Here is a 15,122-nt window from a genome sequence, read left to right as displayed (position 1 = left end):
GGGGCATGGCAGACTGCTCGCATTATAGTGCAACGTGTACGTTCACGTATATCCTGCCGCGCTGTTGCGCGTTTCTTTCAGGCGAAAAAAAGCCGCTCGCTTGTGGCGAGCGGCTTTCTTGCGAGATACGGCTTTGGGGGCGAGGCCTTAGCTGCCGCCGCCACGGCGCATCATGTCGAAGAACTCGGAGTTGCTCTTCGTCTGGCGAATCTTGTCGAGCAGAAATTCCATCGACTCGACTTCGTCCATGTCGTGAATGAACTTGCGCAGCACCCAGATCTTTTGCAGAACCTCGGGCTTGATCAGCAGTTCTTCGCGGCGTGTGCCGGACTTGTTCAGGTTAATCGACGGGTAGACGCGCTTTTCAGCAAGACGGCGCTCCAGGTGCACTTCCATGTTGCCGGTGCCCTTGAATTCTTCGTAGATCACGTCGTCCATGCGGCTGCCGGTTTCGATCAGCGCCGTGCCGATGATGGTGAGCGAGCCCCCTTCTTCGATATTGCGCGCGGCGCCGAAGAAGCGCTTCGGACGTTGCAGCGCGTTCGCGTCGACACCGCCCGTCAGCACCTTGCCCGAGGCAGGCACGACCGTGTTGTACGCACGCGCGAGACGTGTGATCGAGTCGAGCAGAATCACCACGTCGTTCTTCATTTCGACGAGGCGCTTGGCTTTTTCGATCACCATTTCGGCGACTTGCACGTGACGCGCAGCCGGTTCGTCGAAGGTGGAGGCGATCACTTCGCCGGCCACCGAACGCTGCATTTCGGTCACTTCTTCCGGTCGTTCGTCGATCAGCAGCACGAACAGCACGACATCCGGGTGGTTCTGCTTGATCGCGTGAGCGATGTGCTGCAGCATGACGGTCTTGCCCGACTTCGGCGAGGCGACCAGCAGGCCGCGCTGGCCTTTGCCGATCGGCGCGATCATATCGATGATGCGGCCCGTGACGTTTTCTTCGCCACGCATTTCGCGCTCGAGCAGCAGCACCTTGTTCGGGTGCAGCGGCGTCAGGTTTTCGAACATGATCTTGTGCTTCGAGGCTTCCGGCGGCTGGCCGTTGACCTTGTCCACCTTCACCAGCGCGAAATAGCGTTCGCCGTCTTTCGGCGTGCGCACTTCGCCTTCGATCGTGTCGCCCGTATGCAGGTTGAAGCGGCGGATTTGCGACGGGCTGATGTAAATATCGTCCGTGCTGGCGAGATAGGAGGTTTCCGGCGAACGCAGGAAGCCGAAGCCGTCCGGCAGCACTTCGAGCGTGCCGTCGCCGAAGATCGTGTCGCCCGTTTTGGCTCGTTTTTTTAGAATGGCAAACATCAATTCCTGCTTGCGCAGGCGGTTCGCACTTTCGATCTCGAGGCCATTGGCCATCTCGATCAATTCGGACACGTGCAGAGTCTTAAGCTCGGATAAATGCATACGGAGAACCCGCAGGAGAAGGTGCGACGAAATGAAATCTGGGAGGAGAGTGAGCGGAACCGCTCAAGGACTTACACGTCTTTTCGACGTTTTGCGGATTCTAGCATAGCACACGCTAATTTCCGCCAGTGCGACAGCATGGCATCTTTCTTATTGAGCGTGTTGCCGGCTGACAACACGCTCGTGGCAGCGCGCCGAGGTTTCAGCACGCGCTAAAGCGACCGCTTTACAGGTTGCCGTCGAGGAACGCGGTGAGTTGCGACTTCGACAATGCGCCGACCTTCTGCGCGGCGACTGCGCCGTTCTTGAAGAGGATCAGCGTCGGGATGCCGCGCACGCCGAACTTGACCGGCGTCGATTGATGTTCGTCGACGTTGATCTTGGCGATTTGCAGGCGATCGGCGTAATCCTTCGCGACTTCGTCGAGGATCGGCGCGATCATCTTGCACGGACCGCACCATTCAGCCCAGAAATCGAGCAGCACGGGTTTATCGGATTTAACGACGTCCTGTTCGAACGATGCGTCGCTAATATGCTTGATTTGTTCGCTCATTGTATGAATACCTCTATCGGTTCGAGGCCCGCCTGAATTGCTCGCCACGATACACCAAAACCTAAGGAAACTTCCGTTCGCTTTGCCGCAATCTGCACCTTGCCGACACACGCCTGAACAGTCGTGGGACCATTTCCGGAATGTGCGGAAAGCTCGCGTTTGCGGGTCATCCGTACGGCAGTTTAGCTTAATTCGCTATGCGTTGCCGGTGGTGATAGTACTCATCAAGGGCAGTGGGGCCAACGGCTGCCGGTGAAGTGCCACGCTGTTTCATTCACTGCTACGCACCTTATCTGGTGGCTCGGTGCGCAAACACAAGTGCCTCTGACAGGCGTTGCCTGCCGTGCTGCCTATATGATCCCGGGCTCCTGATTCGACGCGCCGAACGTGCTTTGGTCGTATTAACAGTCGCGCGGCGGGCCAAGCGGTGATACAATGTTTCGTGACGGGCCTCCTCGCATGGAGGGATGGTCAACCTGGTCAGGTCGGGAACGAAGCAGCCACAGCCGTTTTCCACCAGTGCCGAGGGTCGGGCTCGTCACCTTCCTTTTCTCCCGCTTCACTTCCGTTTTACTCCCCCGTCGTTCTTTCGAGCCCCTCTGCTGTCTGTCGGCGTGGATTTCGCGCGGCGCATCTATTTTTTTCTATCGGTTCGTTAGCCAATTTCAATGGCACGGCAACATGCGTTTGCGCGCCGTCGATTCGGTTTGGCGTGCCATCGTTACTGATACAATTTCCGCATGACCTATCAAGTTCTCGCACGCAAATGGCGGCCGAAGGATTTTGCTTCGCTCGTCGGACAGGAGCACGTGGTGCGCGCGCTCACGCACGCGCTCGACGGTGGCCGTCTGCATCATGCCTATCTGTTTACCGGCACCCGCGGCGTTGGCAAAACCACGCTGTCGCGGATCTTCGCCAAGGCGCTGAATTGCGAAACCGGCGTGACCTCGACGCCGTGCGGCGTGTGCCGCGCGTGTCGCGAGATCGACGAAGGCCGCTTTGTCGATTATGTCGAGATGGACGCGGCGAGTAATCGCGGCGTCGACGAAATGGCCGCGCTGCTGGAGCGCGCGGTGTATGCGCCGGTCGACGCGCGCTTCAAGGTCTACATGATCGACGAAGTGCACATGCTGACCAATCACGCCTTCAACGCGATGTTGAAGACGCTGGAAGAGCCGCCGTCGCACGTCAAGTTCATCCTGGCCACCACCGATCCGCAGAAGATTCCGGTCACGGTGCTGTCGCGCTGTCTGCAGTTCAATCTGAAGCAGATGCCGGCCGGGCATATCGTCTCGCACCTCGAACATATTCTCGGCGAAGAGCACGTGCCGTTCGACGCCCAGGCGTTGCGCCTGCTCGCGCGCGCGGCCGACGGTTCGATGCGCGACGCGCTCTCGCTAACCGATCAGGCGATCGCCTATTCGGCCAATCAGGTCAATGAAGATGCGGTGCGCGGCATGCTCGGCGCGCTCGATCAAAGCTATCTGATCCGTCTGCTCGATGCACTTGCCGACGGCGACGGTGCCGCGGTGCTGGCGGTCGCGGACGAGATGGCGCTGCGCAGCCTGTCGTTTTCGACGGCGCTGCAGGATCTGGCGAGCTTGCTGCACCGGATCGCGTGGGCGCAATTCGCGCCGTCGTCGGTGCTGGACGAGTGGCCGGAAGCGGGCGATTTGCGTCGTTTTGCAGAAGCGCTGAGTGCCGAGCAGGTGCAGTTGTTCTATCAGATCGCGACGATCGGCCGAAGCGAGCTGGGTCTCGCTCCTGACGAATACGCCGGCTTCACGATGACGCTGTTGCGCATGCTGGCGTTCGAGCCGGCGCCGACCGGCGGCGGCGGGGCGGCGGGTTCGGGCCGTGCAGCGGGATCGTCGAATTCGAACGGAGCTAAACGCGCCGGCACGCCGGCGGTGGCCGCGTCTCAGGCTGCGGTGTCCGCGCGTGCGCCGGCGGCGCGTTCGGCAGAAGCGGTTGCGCAGCAAGCTGGGTCGATTTCCGCAGCGCCAGTGGCGAATGCTGCCGCGCTGGCGGTGCGCGAGCCGCACGCTGCCGAGGCGACCGGAGCGAAGCGCGCCGAGCCTGCGGTGGCTGTTGCGTCGGAAAAGCCCGCGGTGGAAAACGCGAACGTAGCCGAAGCGCCAAAGGCAGCGGCTGATGTCTGGCCTGTTGAGGCCGAAGCCAACAACCAGGCGCAACCGGAAGCTGCTAATGCAACGGCTTCGACGGAGTTAACGCCCGCCGCGAGCGAATCCGCTTCCCAGACGCCGCAAAGCGGCGCGCCCGCGCTCGAAGCATCGTCCGGCGTAGCGCCGGAATCGCCCTCCCAGCCGGCCGCCGAACAGGGCGAGAGCCCGGCGCCGAGCGCGATCGAAACGGTCGCGGAGACGAGCGAAACTCCGGCGCCAGCCGTTGGTGACGCAGCAACCGTGCAAGACGAACGAGCCACTGCGTCCGTCGTCAACGAATCACCCGCATCGGACGGCGAAACTGACGAACCGCCCGCCGCGGCCAGCCGCGTCGATGCCGCGCCCGCACAATCGCAAGCCGCACCGGCCGATGCCGCGACGGCACGCGTTGAGGAAGTCCCGGCGGCCGTACCGCCGCCCGCCGCGGACGCCCCGTCGCGCCGCGCAGGCGGCGCTAGCGACGCGCTCAACGTATTGCGCAGCGCCGGACTGAAAGTTTCGTCGGACCGTGGCCGCGCCGCCGCCGCGTCAGCCGCCAGGCCCGCTGCTGCGGCCGCACCGAAACCTGCCGCGCCGCGCGTCGTCGTGCCCGTGCCTACGCCGGGCGCCCCGCGCCGCGCGCAGCCGGACGCCGCGCGCGCGCTCTCACCGCAGGCGCAACGCAGCAACGCGGAGCAGAACGGCGCGTCGATCCCGCCGTGGGACGACATCCCGCCCGACGAGTACATGCCGCTCTCGGCTGCGGATGAAGGCTATTACGGCCTGCCCGAAGACAATTACGTGCCCGTGTTCGACAGCGGCCCGGACGACGTCCGGGTCAACGCTGCGAGTCCGTCCGCTCCCGCGCCGGTAGTGGACAAACGCCCGCTGCCGCCCGCCGTGCCGCTCGACCCGCTGGGCTTCAAGGGCGACTGGCCCGCGCTCGCCGTCGATTTGCCGCTCAAAGGCATTTCGTATCAGCTTGCGTTCAACAGCGAACTGATGGCGCTCGAAGGCAGCACGCTCAAGTTGAACGTGCCGGTGCCGCAGTACGCGGAAGCCTCGCAGGTCGCTAAACTGAAAACCGCGCTCGCCGAAAAGCTCGGCCAGAACGTCGAAGTGCTGGTCGAAGTCGGTCCGGCGCGCCGGACCGCCGCCGCGCACGACGCCGCGATGCGCGCCCAGCGTCAGCAGGAAGCGGAGCGCGAGATCGGCGCCGATCCGTTCGTGCAATCGCTGATCCGCGAGTTCGGCGCGAGCATCGTGCCCGGCTCGATCCGCCCGATTACGCAGGACGCCGGCCCGAACGGCGCGCCATCCGCCCACTGATTCGCCGCGCCTTGTGGCGCACCCGATTTCCGGATTTCACGCTATCAAGAAGGAGCATGTCCATGATGAAAGGCCAACTCGCCGGGCTGATGAAGCAGGCCCAGCAGATGCAGGAAAACATGAAGAAGATGCAGGAGCAACTCGCGCAGATCGAAGTCGAGGGGCAGTCGGGCGCGGGCCTCGTCAAGGTGACGATGACCTGCAAGAACGACGTGCGCCGCGTTTCGATCGATCCGAGCCTGCTCGCCGACGACAAGGACATGCTGGAGGACCTCATCGCCGCTGCATTCAACGACGCCGTGCGCAAGGCCGAGGCCACCGCCCAGGAAAAGATGGGCGGCATGACCTCGGGCCTGCCGCTGCCGCCGGGCTTCAAACTGCCGTTCTGAACGCTGCCGCTGCAATACGGACCGAGTGCCGCGGCTGCCGTTGCCGCGGTGTCCGCGGCAACGCACGAGTCACGTTCGTTCCATGCTTGTCCCGGTTCGACACCGCGCGTCGCAGTTCGTCAGTCAAGCGCCTGCCTGATCCGCTTGCGCGCTGATAGAGCCGCATCGCTACCCGCCTACAGGGCAACCCCCACTTCGACGCCGTCGATCCGCATGAAACAACCTTCCGCCTTGTCGGCGCTCGTCGAAGCGCTGCGCGCACTGCCCGGTGTCGGGCCGAAGTCCGCGCAACGCATGGCGTACCACCTGATGCAGCACGACCGCGACGGCGCCGAAAAACTCGGGCGCTCGCTGCTGTTCGCGACTGAACATCTGCAGCACTGCGAGAAGTGCAATACTTTTACCGAAGCGCAAATCTGCGAGGTCTGCCTCGATCCCGAGCGCGATCCTACGCTGCTGTGCGTCGTCGAGACGCCCGCCGACCAGATCATGCTCGAACAGACGATGACCTATCGCGGCCTCTATTTCGTGCTGATGGGTCGGCTCAGTCCGCTCGACGGCATCGGCCCGAAGGAGATCCATTTCGATCGGCTCGTGAAGCGCGCGTCGGATGGCGTCGTCAAGGAAGTCGTGCTTGCAACCAATTTCACCAACGAAGGCGAGGCCACCGCGCATTACCTCGGGCAAACGCTCAAGGCACGCGGACTTGCCGTGACGCGCCTCGCGCGCGGCGTGCCGGTGGGCGGCGAACTCGAATACGTCGACGCCGGCACGATCGCCCGCGCGATGCTCGACCGGCGCTCGATGTAGCGCGAAGCGCTTGCCGCGCTCGCCGCATCGACGAACTGCACGCGGCCCTGCGCGAGCCCGCCAGAACAGAAGAAAGGAGACACATGAGCGCCACCCCCGACTCAAGCGCAACTGCCGCCGCGCCCACAGGCCCGCTCGCAGGCGTCAAGGTGCTCGAACTCGGCACCCTGATCGCCGGCCCGTTCGCCGCGCGCTTTCTCGGCGAATTCGGCGCCGACGTCGTCAAGATCGAAGATCCCAAAGGCGGCGATCCGCTGCGCAAATGGCGCAAGCTCTACCCGGAAGTCGGCGGCACGTCGCTGTGGTGGGCCGTGCAGGCGCGCAACAAGAAATCCGTCACGATCAATCTGAAAGCCGAAGAGGGTAAGGAGATCGTGCGGCGTCTCGCAAAAGAAGCGGATATCGTCGTCGAGAATTTCCGGCCGGGTTTGCTCGAGAAGCTCGGGCTCGGCTATGACGTTTTGTCCGCGGAGAATCCCGGGCTCGTAATGGTGCGTCTGTCCGGCTACGGCCAGACCGGGCCGTATCGCGACCGGCCGGGCTTCGGCGCGATCGCCGAATCGATGGGCGGCTTGCGCCATATCACGGGCTATCCGGATTTGCCGCCGCCGCGCATCGGCATTTCGATCGGTGACTCGATCGCGGCGCTGCACGGCGTGATCGGCGCGTTGATGGCGCTGCATCACAAGCAGGTGAACGGCGGCAAGGGGCAGGTCGTCGACGTCGCACTGTACGAGGCCGTGTTCAACATGATGGAAAGCGTAGTGCCCGAATACGGTGTGTACGGCATGGTGCGTGAGCGCACCGGCGCGTCGCTGCCGGGCATCGTGCCGTCGAACACTTATCCGTGCCGCGACGGCAGCATCGTGATCGGTGGCAATAGCGATCCGATTTTCAAGCGGCTGATGCTGGCAATCGAGCGTGAGGACCTGGCGAACGATCCCGCGTTAGCGCACAACGACGGCCGCGTGCCGCGCACCCGGGAAATCGACGGCGCGATTGCCGCGTGGCTCGCCACGCGCACCATCGACGAAGCGCTCGCCGTGCTGAATGCCGCCGACGTGCCGGTCGGCCGCATCTATAGCGTCGCCGACATGTTCACCGATCCGCAGTTCATGGCGCGTCAGATGATCCAGCGCTTCAAATGGCAGGACGGCCGGGAAATCGCGCTGCCGTCGGTCACGCCGAAGCTCTCGGAAACGCCCGGCGAAACCCGCTGGCTCGGCCCGGAACTGGGTGAACATACCGATGAAGTCCTGCAATCGCTAGGTTATGATGCAGACCACATTGCACGGTTGCATGCGCAACAGATAGTCTGAGAGCACGCGCGGTTCGGAACTTGCGCCGCGCTCGATTCACGGCTGTTTCCTGCGCACCGCACCGCAGAGACACAAACAGACGCAAGCGCGGCGCCTACGGGCGCCGCGGCAAAAGACAAAAAACCGGACAACAAAAGTCGGAGACTACGGACCATGCAACGCAGAACCTTCCTTGCCGGAACTGCAGCGCTCGCGGGCGCTACTTTCGCCGCCACGCCGCTTGCTTTCGCACAGGGCAAACCCGAAACCACGAAGGTGGCGATCGCCGTCGGCGGCAAGAATCTGTTCTATTACTTGCCGCTGACCATTGCCGAGCGCCGCAATTACTTCAAGGACGAAGGACTTGAAGTCGAAATCTCCGATTTCGCCGGCGGCTCGCAAGCGCTGAAGGCGGCGGTCGGCGGCAGCGCGGATGTGGTCTCCGGCGCGTTCGAACACACCTTGCTGCTGCAAGCGCAGAAGCAGTTGTTCCGTGAATTCGTGCTGCAAGGGCGCGCGCCGCAGATCGTGCTCGCCGTGTCGAAGAAGGCGCTGCCGAACTACAAGTCGATCGCCGATCTGAAGGGCAAGAAAATCGGCGTGACCGCGCCGGGTTCGTCGACCGCGATCATGGCGAGCTTCGTGCTGGCGAAAGCCGGGTTGACCGCGAAAGACGTTGCGTTCATCGGTGTCGGCGCCGGCGCGGGCGCGATTGCCGCACTGCAGTCGGGCCAGATCGACGCGATCGCCAATCTCGACCCCGTGATGACCAAGCTCGAGCGGACCGGCGACATTCGCATCGTGTCGGACACGCGTACGCTGACCGATACGCGCAGCGTGTTCGGCGGCGACATGCCGGCAGGGTGCCTGTACGCGTCGCAGAGCTTCATCACGAAGAATCCGAACACCATCCAGGCGCTGACCAACGCGATGGTGCATGCGCTCAAATGGCTGCAAACGGCCACCGGCAGCGAGCTGATCAACACGGTGCCGGAAGGCTATCTGCTCGGCGACCGCGCGGTGTATCTGGACGCGTGGCAGCACGTGAAGGAGGCGATGTCGCCGGATGGGTTGATGCCGGCCGACGGCCCGGCGACATCGCTGAAAACCTTGCAGGCATTCGACCCGGCGGTGCAAGGCAAGCCGATCGATCTGTCGAAGGCGTGGACCAACGACTTCGTCAAGAAAGCGTTGGCCACTGTCAAGGCGTAGCCTGTGCCTGCAGGGTCAAAGGCGGGGTCAAGAGCGGCCGCGACACCTTGATCACCGCAGTCACGACACAAGACAAACCCAGACAAACCCAGACAAACCGAAACCGATCTTCGAAGCGAGTCGAACGATGACCGTTGCCGCCCTGGCGCTCGAGAACATCACCTGCACGTTTGCCGCGCGCGATAGCCGCGCGCAGCGCTACACGGCGGTCAAGGACACCACCTTGCGGATCGCGCCGGGCGAATTCGTCTCGGTCGTCGGCCCGACCGGCTGCGGCAAGTCGACCTTGCTGAATGTCGGCGCTGGTTTGCTGGACCCGTCTTCAGGCACGGTCAACGTGTTCGGCGAGCCGCTCAAAGGCATCAACCGGCGCGCCGGCTACATGTTTCAGGCCGATGCGCTGATGCCATGGCGCTCGGCGATCGACAACGTGATGGCGGGCCTCGCATTCCAGGGCGTACCGCCGGCCGACGCGCGCAGCAAGGCTGACGAGTGGCTCAAGCGCGTCGGCCTCGGCGGTTTCGGCGACCGCTATCCACATCAACTGTCCGGCGGCATGCGCAAGCGCGTCGCGATGGCGCAGACGCTGATTCTCGACCCCGACATCATTCTGATGGACGAGCCGTTTTCCGCGCTCGATATCCAGACGCGTCAGCTGATGGAAAACGAATTGCTCGACTTGTGGGCGGCCAAACGCAAAGCGGTGCTGTTCATCACGCACGATCTGGATGAGGCGATTGCGATGTCCGATCGCGTGGTGGTGCTCTCGGCCGGGCCGGGCACGCATCCGATCGGCGAATTCACGATCGATTTGCCGCGTCCACGCGACGTCGCCGAAATTCGCGCGCATCCGCGTTTCGTCGAATTGCACGCGCAGATCTGGAGCGTGTTGCGCGATGAAGTGCTCAAGGGCTATCAGCAGCAACTCACGGCTGTCTGACCGTGTCCGCCCGGTTGCGTCCGCAGTTGCGTCTTGCAGTTGAGTTTTGCAGTTGAGTTTTGCAGTGCGTCTCGCAGTCTCGCCGTTGCGTCAATTAACCGTGTAAGGCAATCGACCCATGTGGAAGACGTTGCGCCCGAACCGGGCGAACCTGGTGATCTGGCAGTGGTTGCTGCTCGTGCTGTGCTTCGTGCTCTGGTACGTGCTGACCAGCCCGACGCTGCTGCCGGCGTTCTATTTCGACGATCCGAATAAAGCCGCGTTCTTCTTCGGCGAGCCGCAGAAGGTACTGCAGCGAATCTGGGAATGGTTCACGGGCGGCGAGATCTATCTGCATCTGTGGATCACGCTGGTCGAAACCGTGCTGGCGTTTGCGCTCGGCACCGCGCTGGGGCTGGGCGTCGGCCTGTGGCTGGCGTTGTCGCCGCTCGCGAGCGCGCTGTTCGACCCATATATCAAGGCTGCCAATTCGATGCCGCGGGTGATTCTCGCGCCGATCTTCGGCGTATGGTTTGGCCTTGGAATCTGGTCGAAGGTCGCGCTGGGCGTCACGCTGGTGTTCTTTATCGTGTTCTTCAATGTTTACCAGGGCGTGAAAGAAGTCAGCCCGGTCGTGCTCGCCAACGCGCGCATGCTCGGCGCGAACCGCAAGCAGTTGCTGCGCTTCGTGTATCTGCCGAGCGCGATGAGCTGGGTGTTTTCGAGCCTGCATACCTCGGTGGGGCTGGCGTTCGTCGGCTCGGTGGTCGGCGAGTACCTCGGCTCGGCGCGTGGCGTCGGTTATCTGATTTTGCAGGCCGAAGGCACGTTCGATATCAATACCGTGTTCGCCGGGATTCTGGTGCTGACCGCGTTTGCGCTGATCCTCGACGGCATCGTCGGGATCGGCGAACGGCGTCTGATGAAATGGCAGCCGAAAACGGGTGAGACGGAAAAGCTCTAACGCAAGCCTGTGGCCCAGAAAAAAGCGCGCGGTCCGAAAACCGCGCGCTTTTTCATTTGACGTTTCCCGCAAGCGCTTCGTGAGCGCGCCGCGGCTAGGGCGTAATCACCACCTTGCCGATCACCCGGCGCTCTGCCATATCGCGCAAAGCCCGGCCGGTGTCTTCGAGCGAATAGCGCGCCGATACGTACGGCTTGAGCTTGCCTTCGCCGATCCAGCCGACCATTTGCTCGAACGCGGCGTGATTGTGTTGCGGCTCGCGCTTCGCGAAGTCGCCCCAGAATACGCCGACGATGCTCGCGCCTTTGAGCAGCGTCAGATTGAGCGGCAGCCTGGGAATCTCGCCGTTGGCGAAGCCCACCACCAGATAGCGCCCACGCCAGCCGATGCTGCGAAACGCCGGTTCCGCGTACACGCCGCCTACGGGATCGTAGATCACGTCCGGACCTTTGCCGTCAGTGAGGGTCTTGATGCGTTCGCGCAGGTCTTCGGTGCTGTAGTTGATGGTGGCGTCGGCGCCGTGCTTCACACAGATGGCGAGCTTTTCGTCGCTCGACGCCGCCGCGATCACGCGCGCGCCGAGCGCCTTGCCGATTTCGACTGCCGCCAGCCCGACGCCGCCTGCCGCGCCTAAAACCAGCATCGTTTCGCCGGCCTTCAGTGCACCGCGATCGACCACCGCATGGTGCGACGTGCCATAGGCCAGCGTGAACGCTGCCGCCAGTTCGAATTCGACGCCATCGGCAAGCGGCACGCACGCCGCAACGGGCGCCACCGCCTGCTCGGCGAATCCGCCCGAGCCAGTGAACGCGGCCACCCGCGAACCTGGCTTGAACTGGGTGACATCCGCGCCGACCGCGCGCACGATACCCGCCACTTCGGAGCCAGGCGTAAAGGGCAGGGGTGGTTTGAACTGGTATTTGTTCTCGATGATCAACACATCGGGAAAATTGACGGCCGCGGCTTCGACGTCGATCACGACGTGACCGGGCGGCGGCTCGAGGTCCGGCAGATTTTCGACGACCAGGCTCTCCGGTGGCCCATACTGATTGCAGCGAATCGCGCGCATCGTGTCTCCATATCGATCAGGGTCCCCGAAGGGGCTTCCTTCGGGGTGTCGCAAGTATTCTGAGTGTAAAGCAAGCCGCACGACCGTGCGTTTTTATTGTTTCATACGTCTCCGCTACTGACCCGCCGGATGCTCGACGCGTGCGCTTTGCATGCGTCGCGCACGCTGCCCGCCGTGTCGTCCGCGCGTCTTCTTTCCTCGGTTACAATCGCCGCATGCGAATCCTAATCAGCAATGACGACGGTTATATGGCGCCTGGTCTTGCCGCGCTTTACGAAGCGCTCAAGCCGATCGCGGACGTCACCGTGATGGCCCCCGAGCAGAACTGCAGCGGCGCGTCCAATTCATTGACGCTGTCGCGGCCGCTCTCTGTGCTGCGCTCGGCGAACGGTTTCTATTATGTGAACGGCACGCCCACCGATTCGGTGCACATCGCGCTGACCGGCATGCTTGACCACACGCCGGACCTCGTCGTGTCGGGCATCAACAACGGCCAGAACATGGGCGAGGACACGCTCTATTCGGGCACCGTCGCCGCCGCCACTGAAGGCATCATGTTCGGCGTGCCCGCCATCGCGTTCTCGCTGGTCGACAAGGACTGGTTGCATCTCGAAGATGCAACCCGCGTTGCCGCGGAAATCGTTGCGCATTACCTGGAGCATCCGCTGCCGGGGCATCCGCTGCTGAACGTCAATATTCCGAACCTGCCATACGAGCAACTCGGCAGCTGGCAGATCACGCGCCTGGGCAAGCGCCATCCTTCGCAGCCGGTGATCCGCCAGACCAATCCGCGCGGCGAACCGATCTACTGGATCGGCCCCTCGGGCAGCGCGCGCGACGCCAGCGAAGGCACCGATTTTCACGCTATCGCCAACGGCCATGTGTCGATCACGCCGTTGCAGCTCGACCTGACCCACACGCAAATGCTGTCCGCTGCGCGCGATTGGGCGCGTGCCGGCAGCGAAGCTTCATGACTGGCGAGCGCGCAAAGCGCTTTCCGCTCGGCCTCGAGGACCTGGTGCGCGAACCGCGCCGGCCCGAAGGGCGTCCGGGCGACGTGCGCGCGGCGGCACTCGCCGCGAGCGCGGCGCTGAATGCACGCCAGCAACCAGCGAAGAGCTCGCCGTCCGGCTCCATGGTCAAGCCTCAAACAAAGCCTCAGGCAAAGCTGCAGACTGGAGCGCAGGCTCAGCAGCAAGCGAAGCCCCAGGTAAAAACCCCGGTGGCGGCCCAGCTAACGACCCAGCTAACGACCCAGGTTAAGCCCCAGGTTAAGCCCCAGGTTAAGCCCCAGGCCCAGCCACAACCCAAACTCCAGGCGAAAGCCGCCGCGCCAAAACCGGCGCTGCCGGCCAAGCCCGCTGCCAAACCCAGCGAGCGCGCTGCCGCACCGAACGTCGCTTTGAACGGTGCATTGGCGCTGACTTCGGAACGGGTTCGCGAACGGATGGTCGAACGCCTGCGAGCGAATGGCGTGACCGATCAGCGCGTGTTGAACGCGATGTCGGTGGTGCCGCGCCACATGTTCGTCGACCCGGGTCTCGCGGCCCAGGCCTATGAAGATGCCGCGCTGCCGATCGGTCATCACCAGACGATTTCCAAGCCTTCGGTAGTCGCCCGGATGATCGAGTTGGCCGCGGCGGGCCGCGCGCTGAACAACGTGCTCGAAATCGGTACCGGTTGCGGTTATCAGGCGGCGGTGCTGAGCCAGGTCGCACGGGAAGTCTATTCGATCGAACGCATCAAACCGCTGTCCGAACGCGCGAAGACAAACTTGCGTCCGCTGCGCATTCCGAACATCCGGCTGCACTATGGCGACGGCCGCCTTGGGCTGCCGTCGGCGGCGCCGTTCGATGCGATCGTGATCGCCGCGGCTGGGCTCGACGTACCGCAAGCATTGCTTGAACAACTCGCGATCGGCGGCCGTCTGGTTGCACCAGTCGGCTCGCAGGACGGCCAGAACCAGGTACTGACTCTGGTCGAGCGCCTCGGACCCGCGCAATGGCGCGAGTCGCGGCTTGATCGCGTTTTCTTTGTACCCTTAAAATCCGGAGTGATTTGACACCGATGAGTATGTTGCGCGCGATGCTAAGAACCAGATTGAATGCCCCTATGACCGTAACCCAGCGTAGCGTGTGCGTGCTCGCCTTGTCCCTGTTGATGACGGCCTGTGCTTCCCGGCTCGATCAGGCGCCCGTCGTCGATCGCTCTGGTGGCGGCGCGCTCGGCACGCAAGCCGCGCAGCAGCCGGCCGTGCCGCTCGGACCGCCGCCGCCCGGTTACTACCGTGTGAAGCCGGGCGATACGCTGTATCGGATTGCGCTCGAGAACGGCCAGAATTACCGCGATATTTCGGTGTGGAACAATCTCACCAACCCGAACCAGATCGAAGTCGACCAGTTGTTGCGCGTAGTGCCGCCGGGCGCTAACACCGCCGCATTGACGCCGGGCGTGACGACCGCGCCGATCGGCAGTGGCGGCGCGGTGCAGAGTGCGCCGCTCAGCAGCACGGCACCGTCGACGGGCGCAGCGGCAGCGCCGCCTATTTATGGTTCAGGTTCGAATACCGCTTCGCTGACGCCGCCGGCCAACGCAGGCGCCGCGAGCGACTCGACGGCCGGCGCGTCCGGCAACGTCGCGTTCGCCTGGCCGGTGCGTGGTCCGCTGCTCGGCACCTTCAACGACTCGACCAACAAGGGCGTCAATATCGGCGGCGCGTCCGGCGACGCGGTCAAGGCTTCGGCGGATGGCCGCGTGGTTTATGCCGGAAATGGGCTGCGTGGTTACGGCAATCTCATTATCATCAAGCATGACGCAACTTATCTCACCGCGTATGCACACAACCGTGCTTTGATGGTAAAAGAGGGGGATGCGGTGACCAAAGGGCAGAAGATCGCTGAGATGGGCAATAGCGATTCCGACCGCGTGATGTTGCATTTCGAAGTTCGCCGGCAGGGTAAACCTGTCGACCCACTGAAGTACTTGCCGCCGCAATAAG

The 15,122-nt window shown here is 63.3% G+C and carries 13 protein-coding genes and 1 other RNA gene; 11 read left to right on the top strand and 3 right to left on the bottom strand.

Annotated elements, in window-relative coordinates; all coding sequences use genetic code 11:
* Positions 1-147: 147 nt before the first annotated feature.
* Together rho and trxA are read right to left on the bottom strand one after the other, a co-directional pair.
* Complete coding sequence (gene rho / locus SB772_RS08350; RefSeq protein WP_006048863.1) at positions 148-1,416, bottom strand: transcription termination factor Rho; 1,269 nt, start codon at positions 1,414-1,416, stop codon at positions 148-150.
* A gap of 226 nt (positions 1,417-1,642) precedes the next feature.
* Entirely contained in the window at positions 1,643-1,969 is a 327-nt protein-coding gene (trxA, locus tag SB772_RS08345; RefSeq protein ID WP_006048864.1) for a thioredoxin TrxA, read from the bottom strand.
* Positions 1,970-2,413: 444 nt separating this feature from the next.
* Here trxA and ffs point away from each other — a divergent pair.
* The 8 genes from ffs (at position 2,414) to SB772_RS08305 (ending at position 11,055) form a co-directional block, all read left to right on the top strand.
* Positions 2,414-2,512, top strand: an RNA gene (gene ffs / locus SB772_RS08340) — signal recognition particle sRNA small type.
* Between the two features lie 197 nt (positions 2,513-2,709).
* Positions 2,710-5,463 (top strand): DNA polymerase III subunit gamma/tau, encoded by a 2,754-nt coding sequence (gene dnaX, locus SB772_RS08335; RefSeq protein ID WP_410832790.1) that lies wholly within the window; start codon positions 2,710-2,712, stop codon positions 5,461-5,463.
* A gap of 62 nt (positions 5,464-5,525) precedes the next feature.
* Positions 5,526-5,852 carry a YbaB/EbfC family nucleoid-associated protein gene (locus SB772_RS08330; protein WP_410832789.1) on the top strand — a complete coding sequence of 109 codons (327 nt, stop codon included), beginning with the start codon at positions 5,526-5,528 and terminating at the stop codon, positions 5,850-5,852.
* A 213-nt stretch (positions 5,853-6,065) separates the two neighbouring features.
* Positions 6,066-6,662, top strand: a complete 597-nt coding sequence (recR, locus tag SB772_RS08325; protein ID WP_115099840.1) for a recombination mediator RecR — start codon at positions 6,066-6,068, stop codon at positions 6,660-6,662.
* Positions 6,663-6,745: 83 nt separating this feature from the next.
* Positions 6,746-7,981, top strand: a complete 1,236-nt coding sequence (locus tag SB772_RS08320) for a CaiB/BaiF CoA transferase family protein (RefSeq protein ID WP_410832788.1) — start codon at positions 6,746-6,748, stop codon at positions 7,979-7,981.
* A 153-nt stretch (positions 7,982-8,134) separates the two neighbouring features.
* Positions 8,135-9,172, top strand: coding sequence for an ABC transporter substrate-binding protein (locus SB772_RS08315; RefSeq protein ID WP_410832787.1), 1,038 nt, complete (start codon positions 8,135-8,137; stop codon positions 9,170-9,172).
* Positions 9,173-9,299: 127 nt separating this feature from the next.
* A complete protein-coding gene (locus tag SB772_RS08310; RefSeq protein ID WP_410832786.1) occupies positions 9,300-10,112 on the top strand; it encodes an ABC transporter ATP-binding protein in 813 nt (270 codons plus the stop codon).
* A 118-nt stretch (positions 10,113-10,230) separates the two neighbouring features.
* The gene (locus SB772_RS08305; RefSeq protein WP_410832785.1) at positions 10,231-11,055 is read left to right on the top strand and encodes an ABC transporter permease; all 825 of its coding nucleotides are present in this window, start codon (positions 10,231-10,233) and stop codon (positions 11,053-11,055) included.
* Between the two features lie 94 nt (positions 11,056-11,149).
* On the opposite strand, the gene SB772_RS08300 is transcribed toward SB772_RS08305, so the two are convergent.
* Positions 11,150-12,124, bottom strand: coding sequence for an NADPH:quinone oxidoreductase family protein (locus SB772_RS08300; RefSeq protein WP_410832784.1), 975 nt, complete (start codon positions 12,122-12,124; stop codon positions 11,150-11,152).
* Between the two features lie 215 nt (positions 12,125-12,339).
* Here SB772_RS08300 and surE point away from each other — a divergent pair, with 215 nt between their 5' ends.
* Genes surE through SB772_RS08285 form a run of 3 tightly spaced genes read left to right on the top strand, consistent with a single transcriptional unit; the run spans position 12,340 to position 15,121 of the window.
* Positions 12,340-13,098, top strand: a complete 759-nt coding sequence (gene surE, locus SB772_RS08295; RefSeq protein ID WP_410832783.1) for a 5'/3'-nucleotidase SurE — start codon at positions 12,340-12,342, stop codon at positions 13,096-13,098.
* Positions 13,095-14,186, top strand: coding sequence for a protein-L-isoaspartate(D-aspartate) O-methyltransferase (locus SB772_RS08290; protein WP_410832782.1), 1,092 nt, complete (start codon positions 13,095-13,097; stop codon positions 14,184-14,186). Before surE ends, SB772_RS08290 begins: the two co-directional genes overlap by 4 nt.
* Positions 14,187-14,191: 5 nt before the next feature.
* On the top strand, positions 14,192-15,121 hold the full coding sequence (locus SB772_RS08285; protein WP_410832781.1) for a peptidoglycan DD-metalloendopeptidase family protein: 930 nt from the start codon (positions 14,192-14,194) through the stop codon (positions 15,119-15,121).
* Position 15,122: the final 1 nt, after the last annotated feature.

The sequence above is a fragment of the Paraburkholderia sp. SIMBA_030 genome (assembly GCF_046535245.1).
Lineage (GTDB): Bacteria > Pseudomonadota > Gammaproteobacteria > Burkholderiales > Burkholderiaceae > Paraburkholderia.
This window is presented reverse-complemented; position numbering and strand designations above follow the sequence as displayed.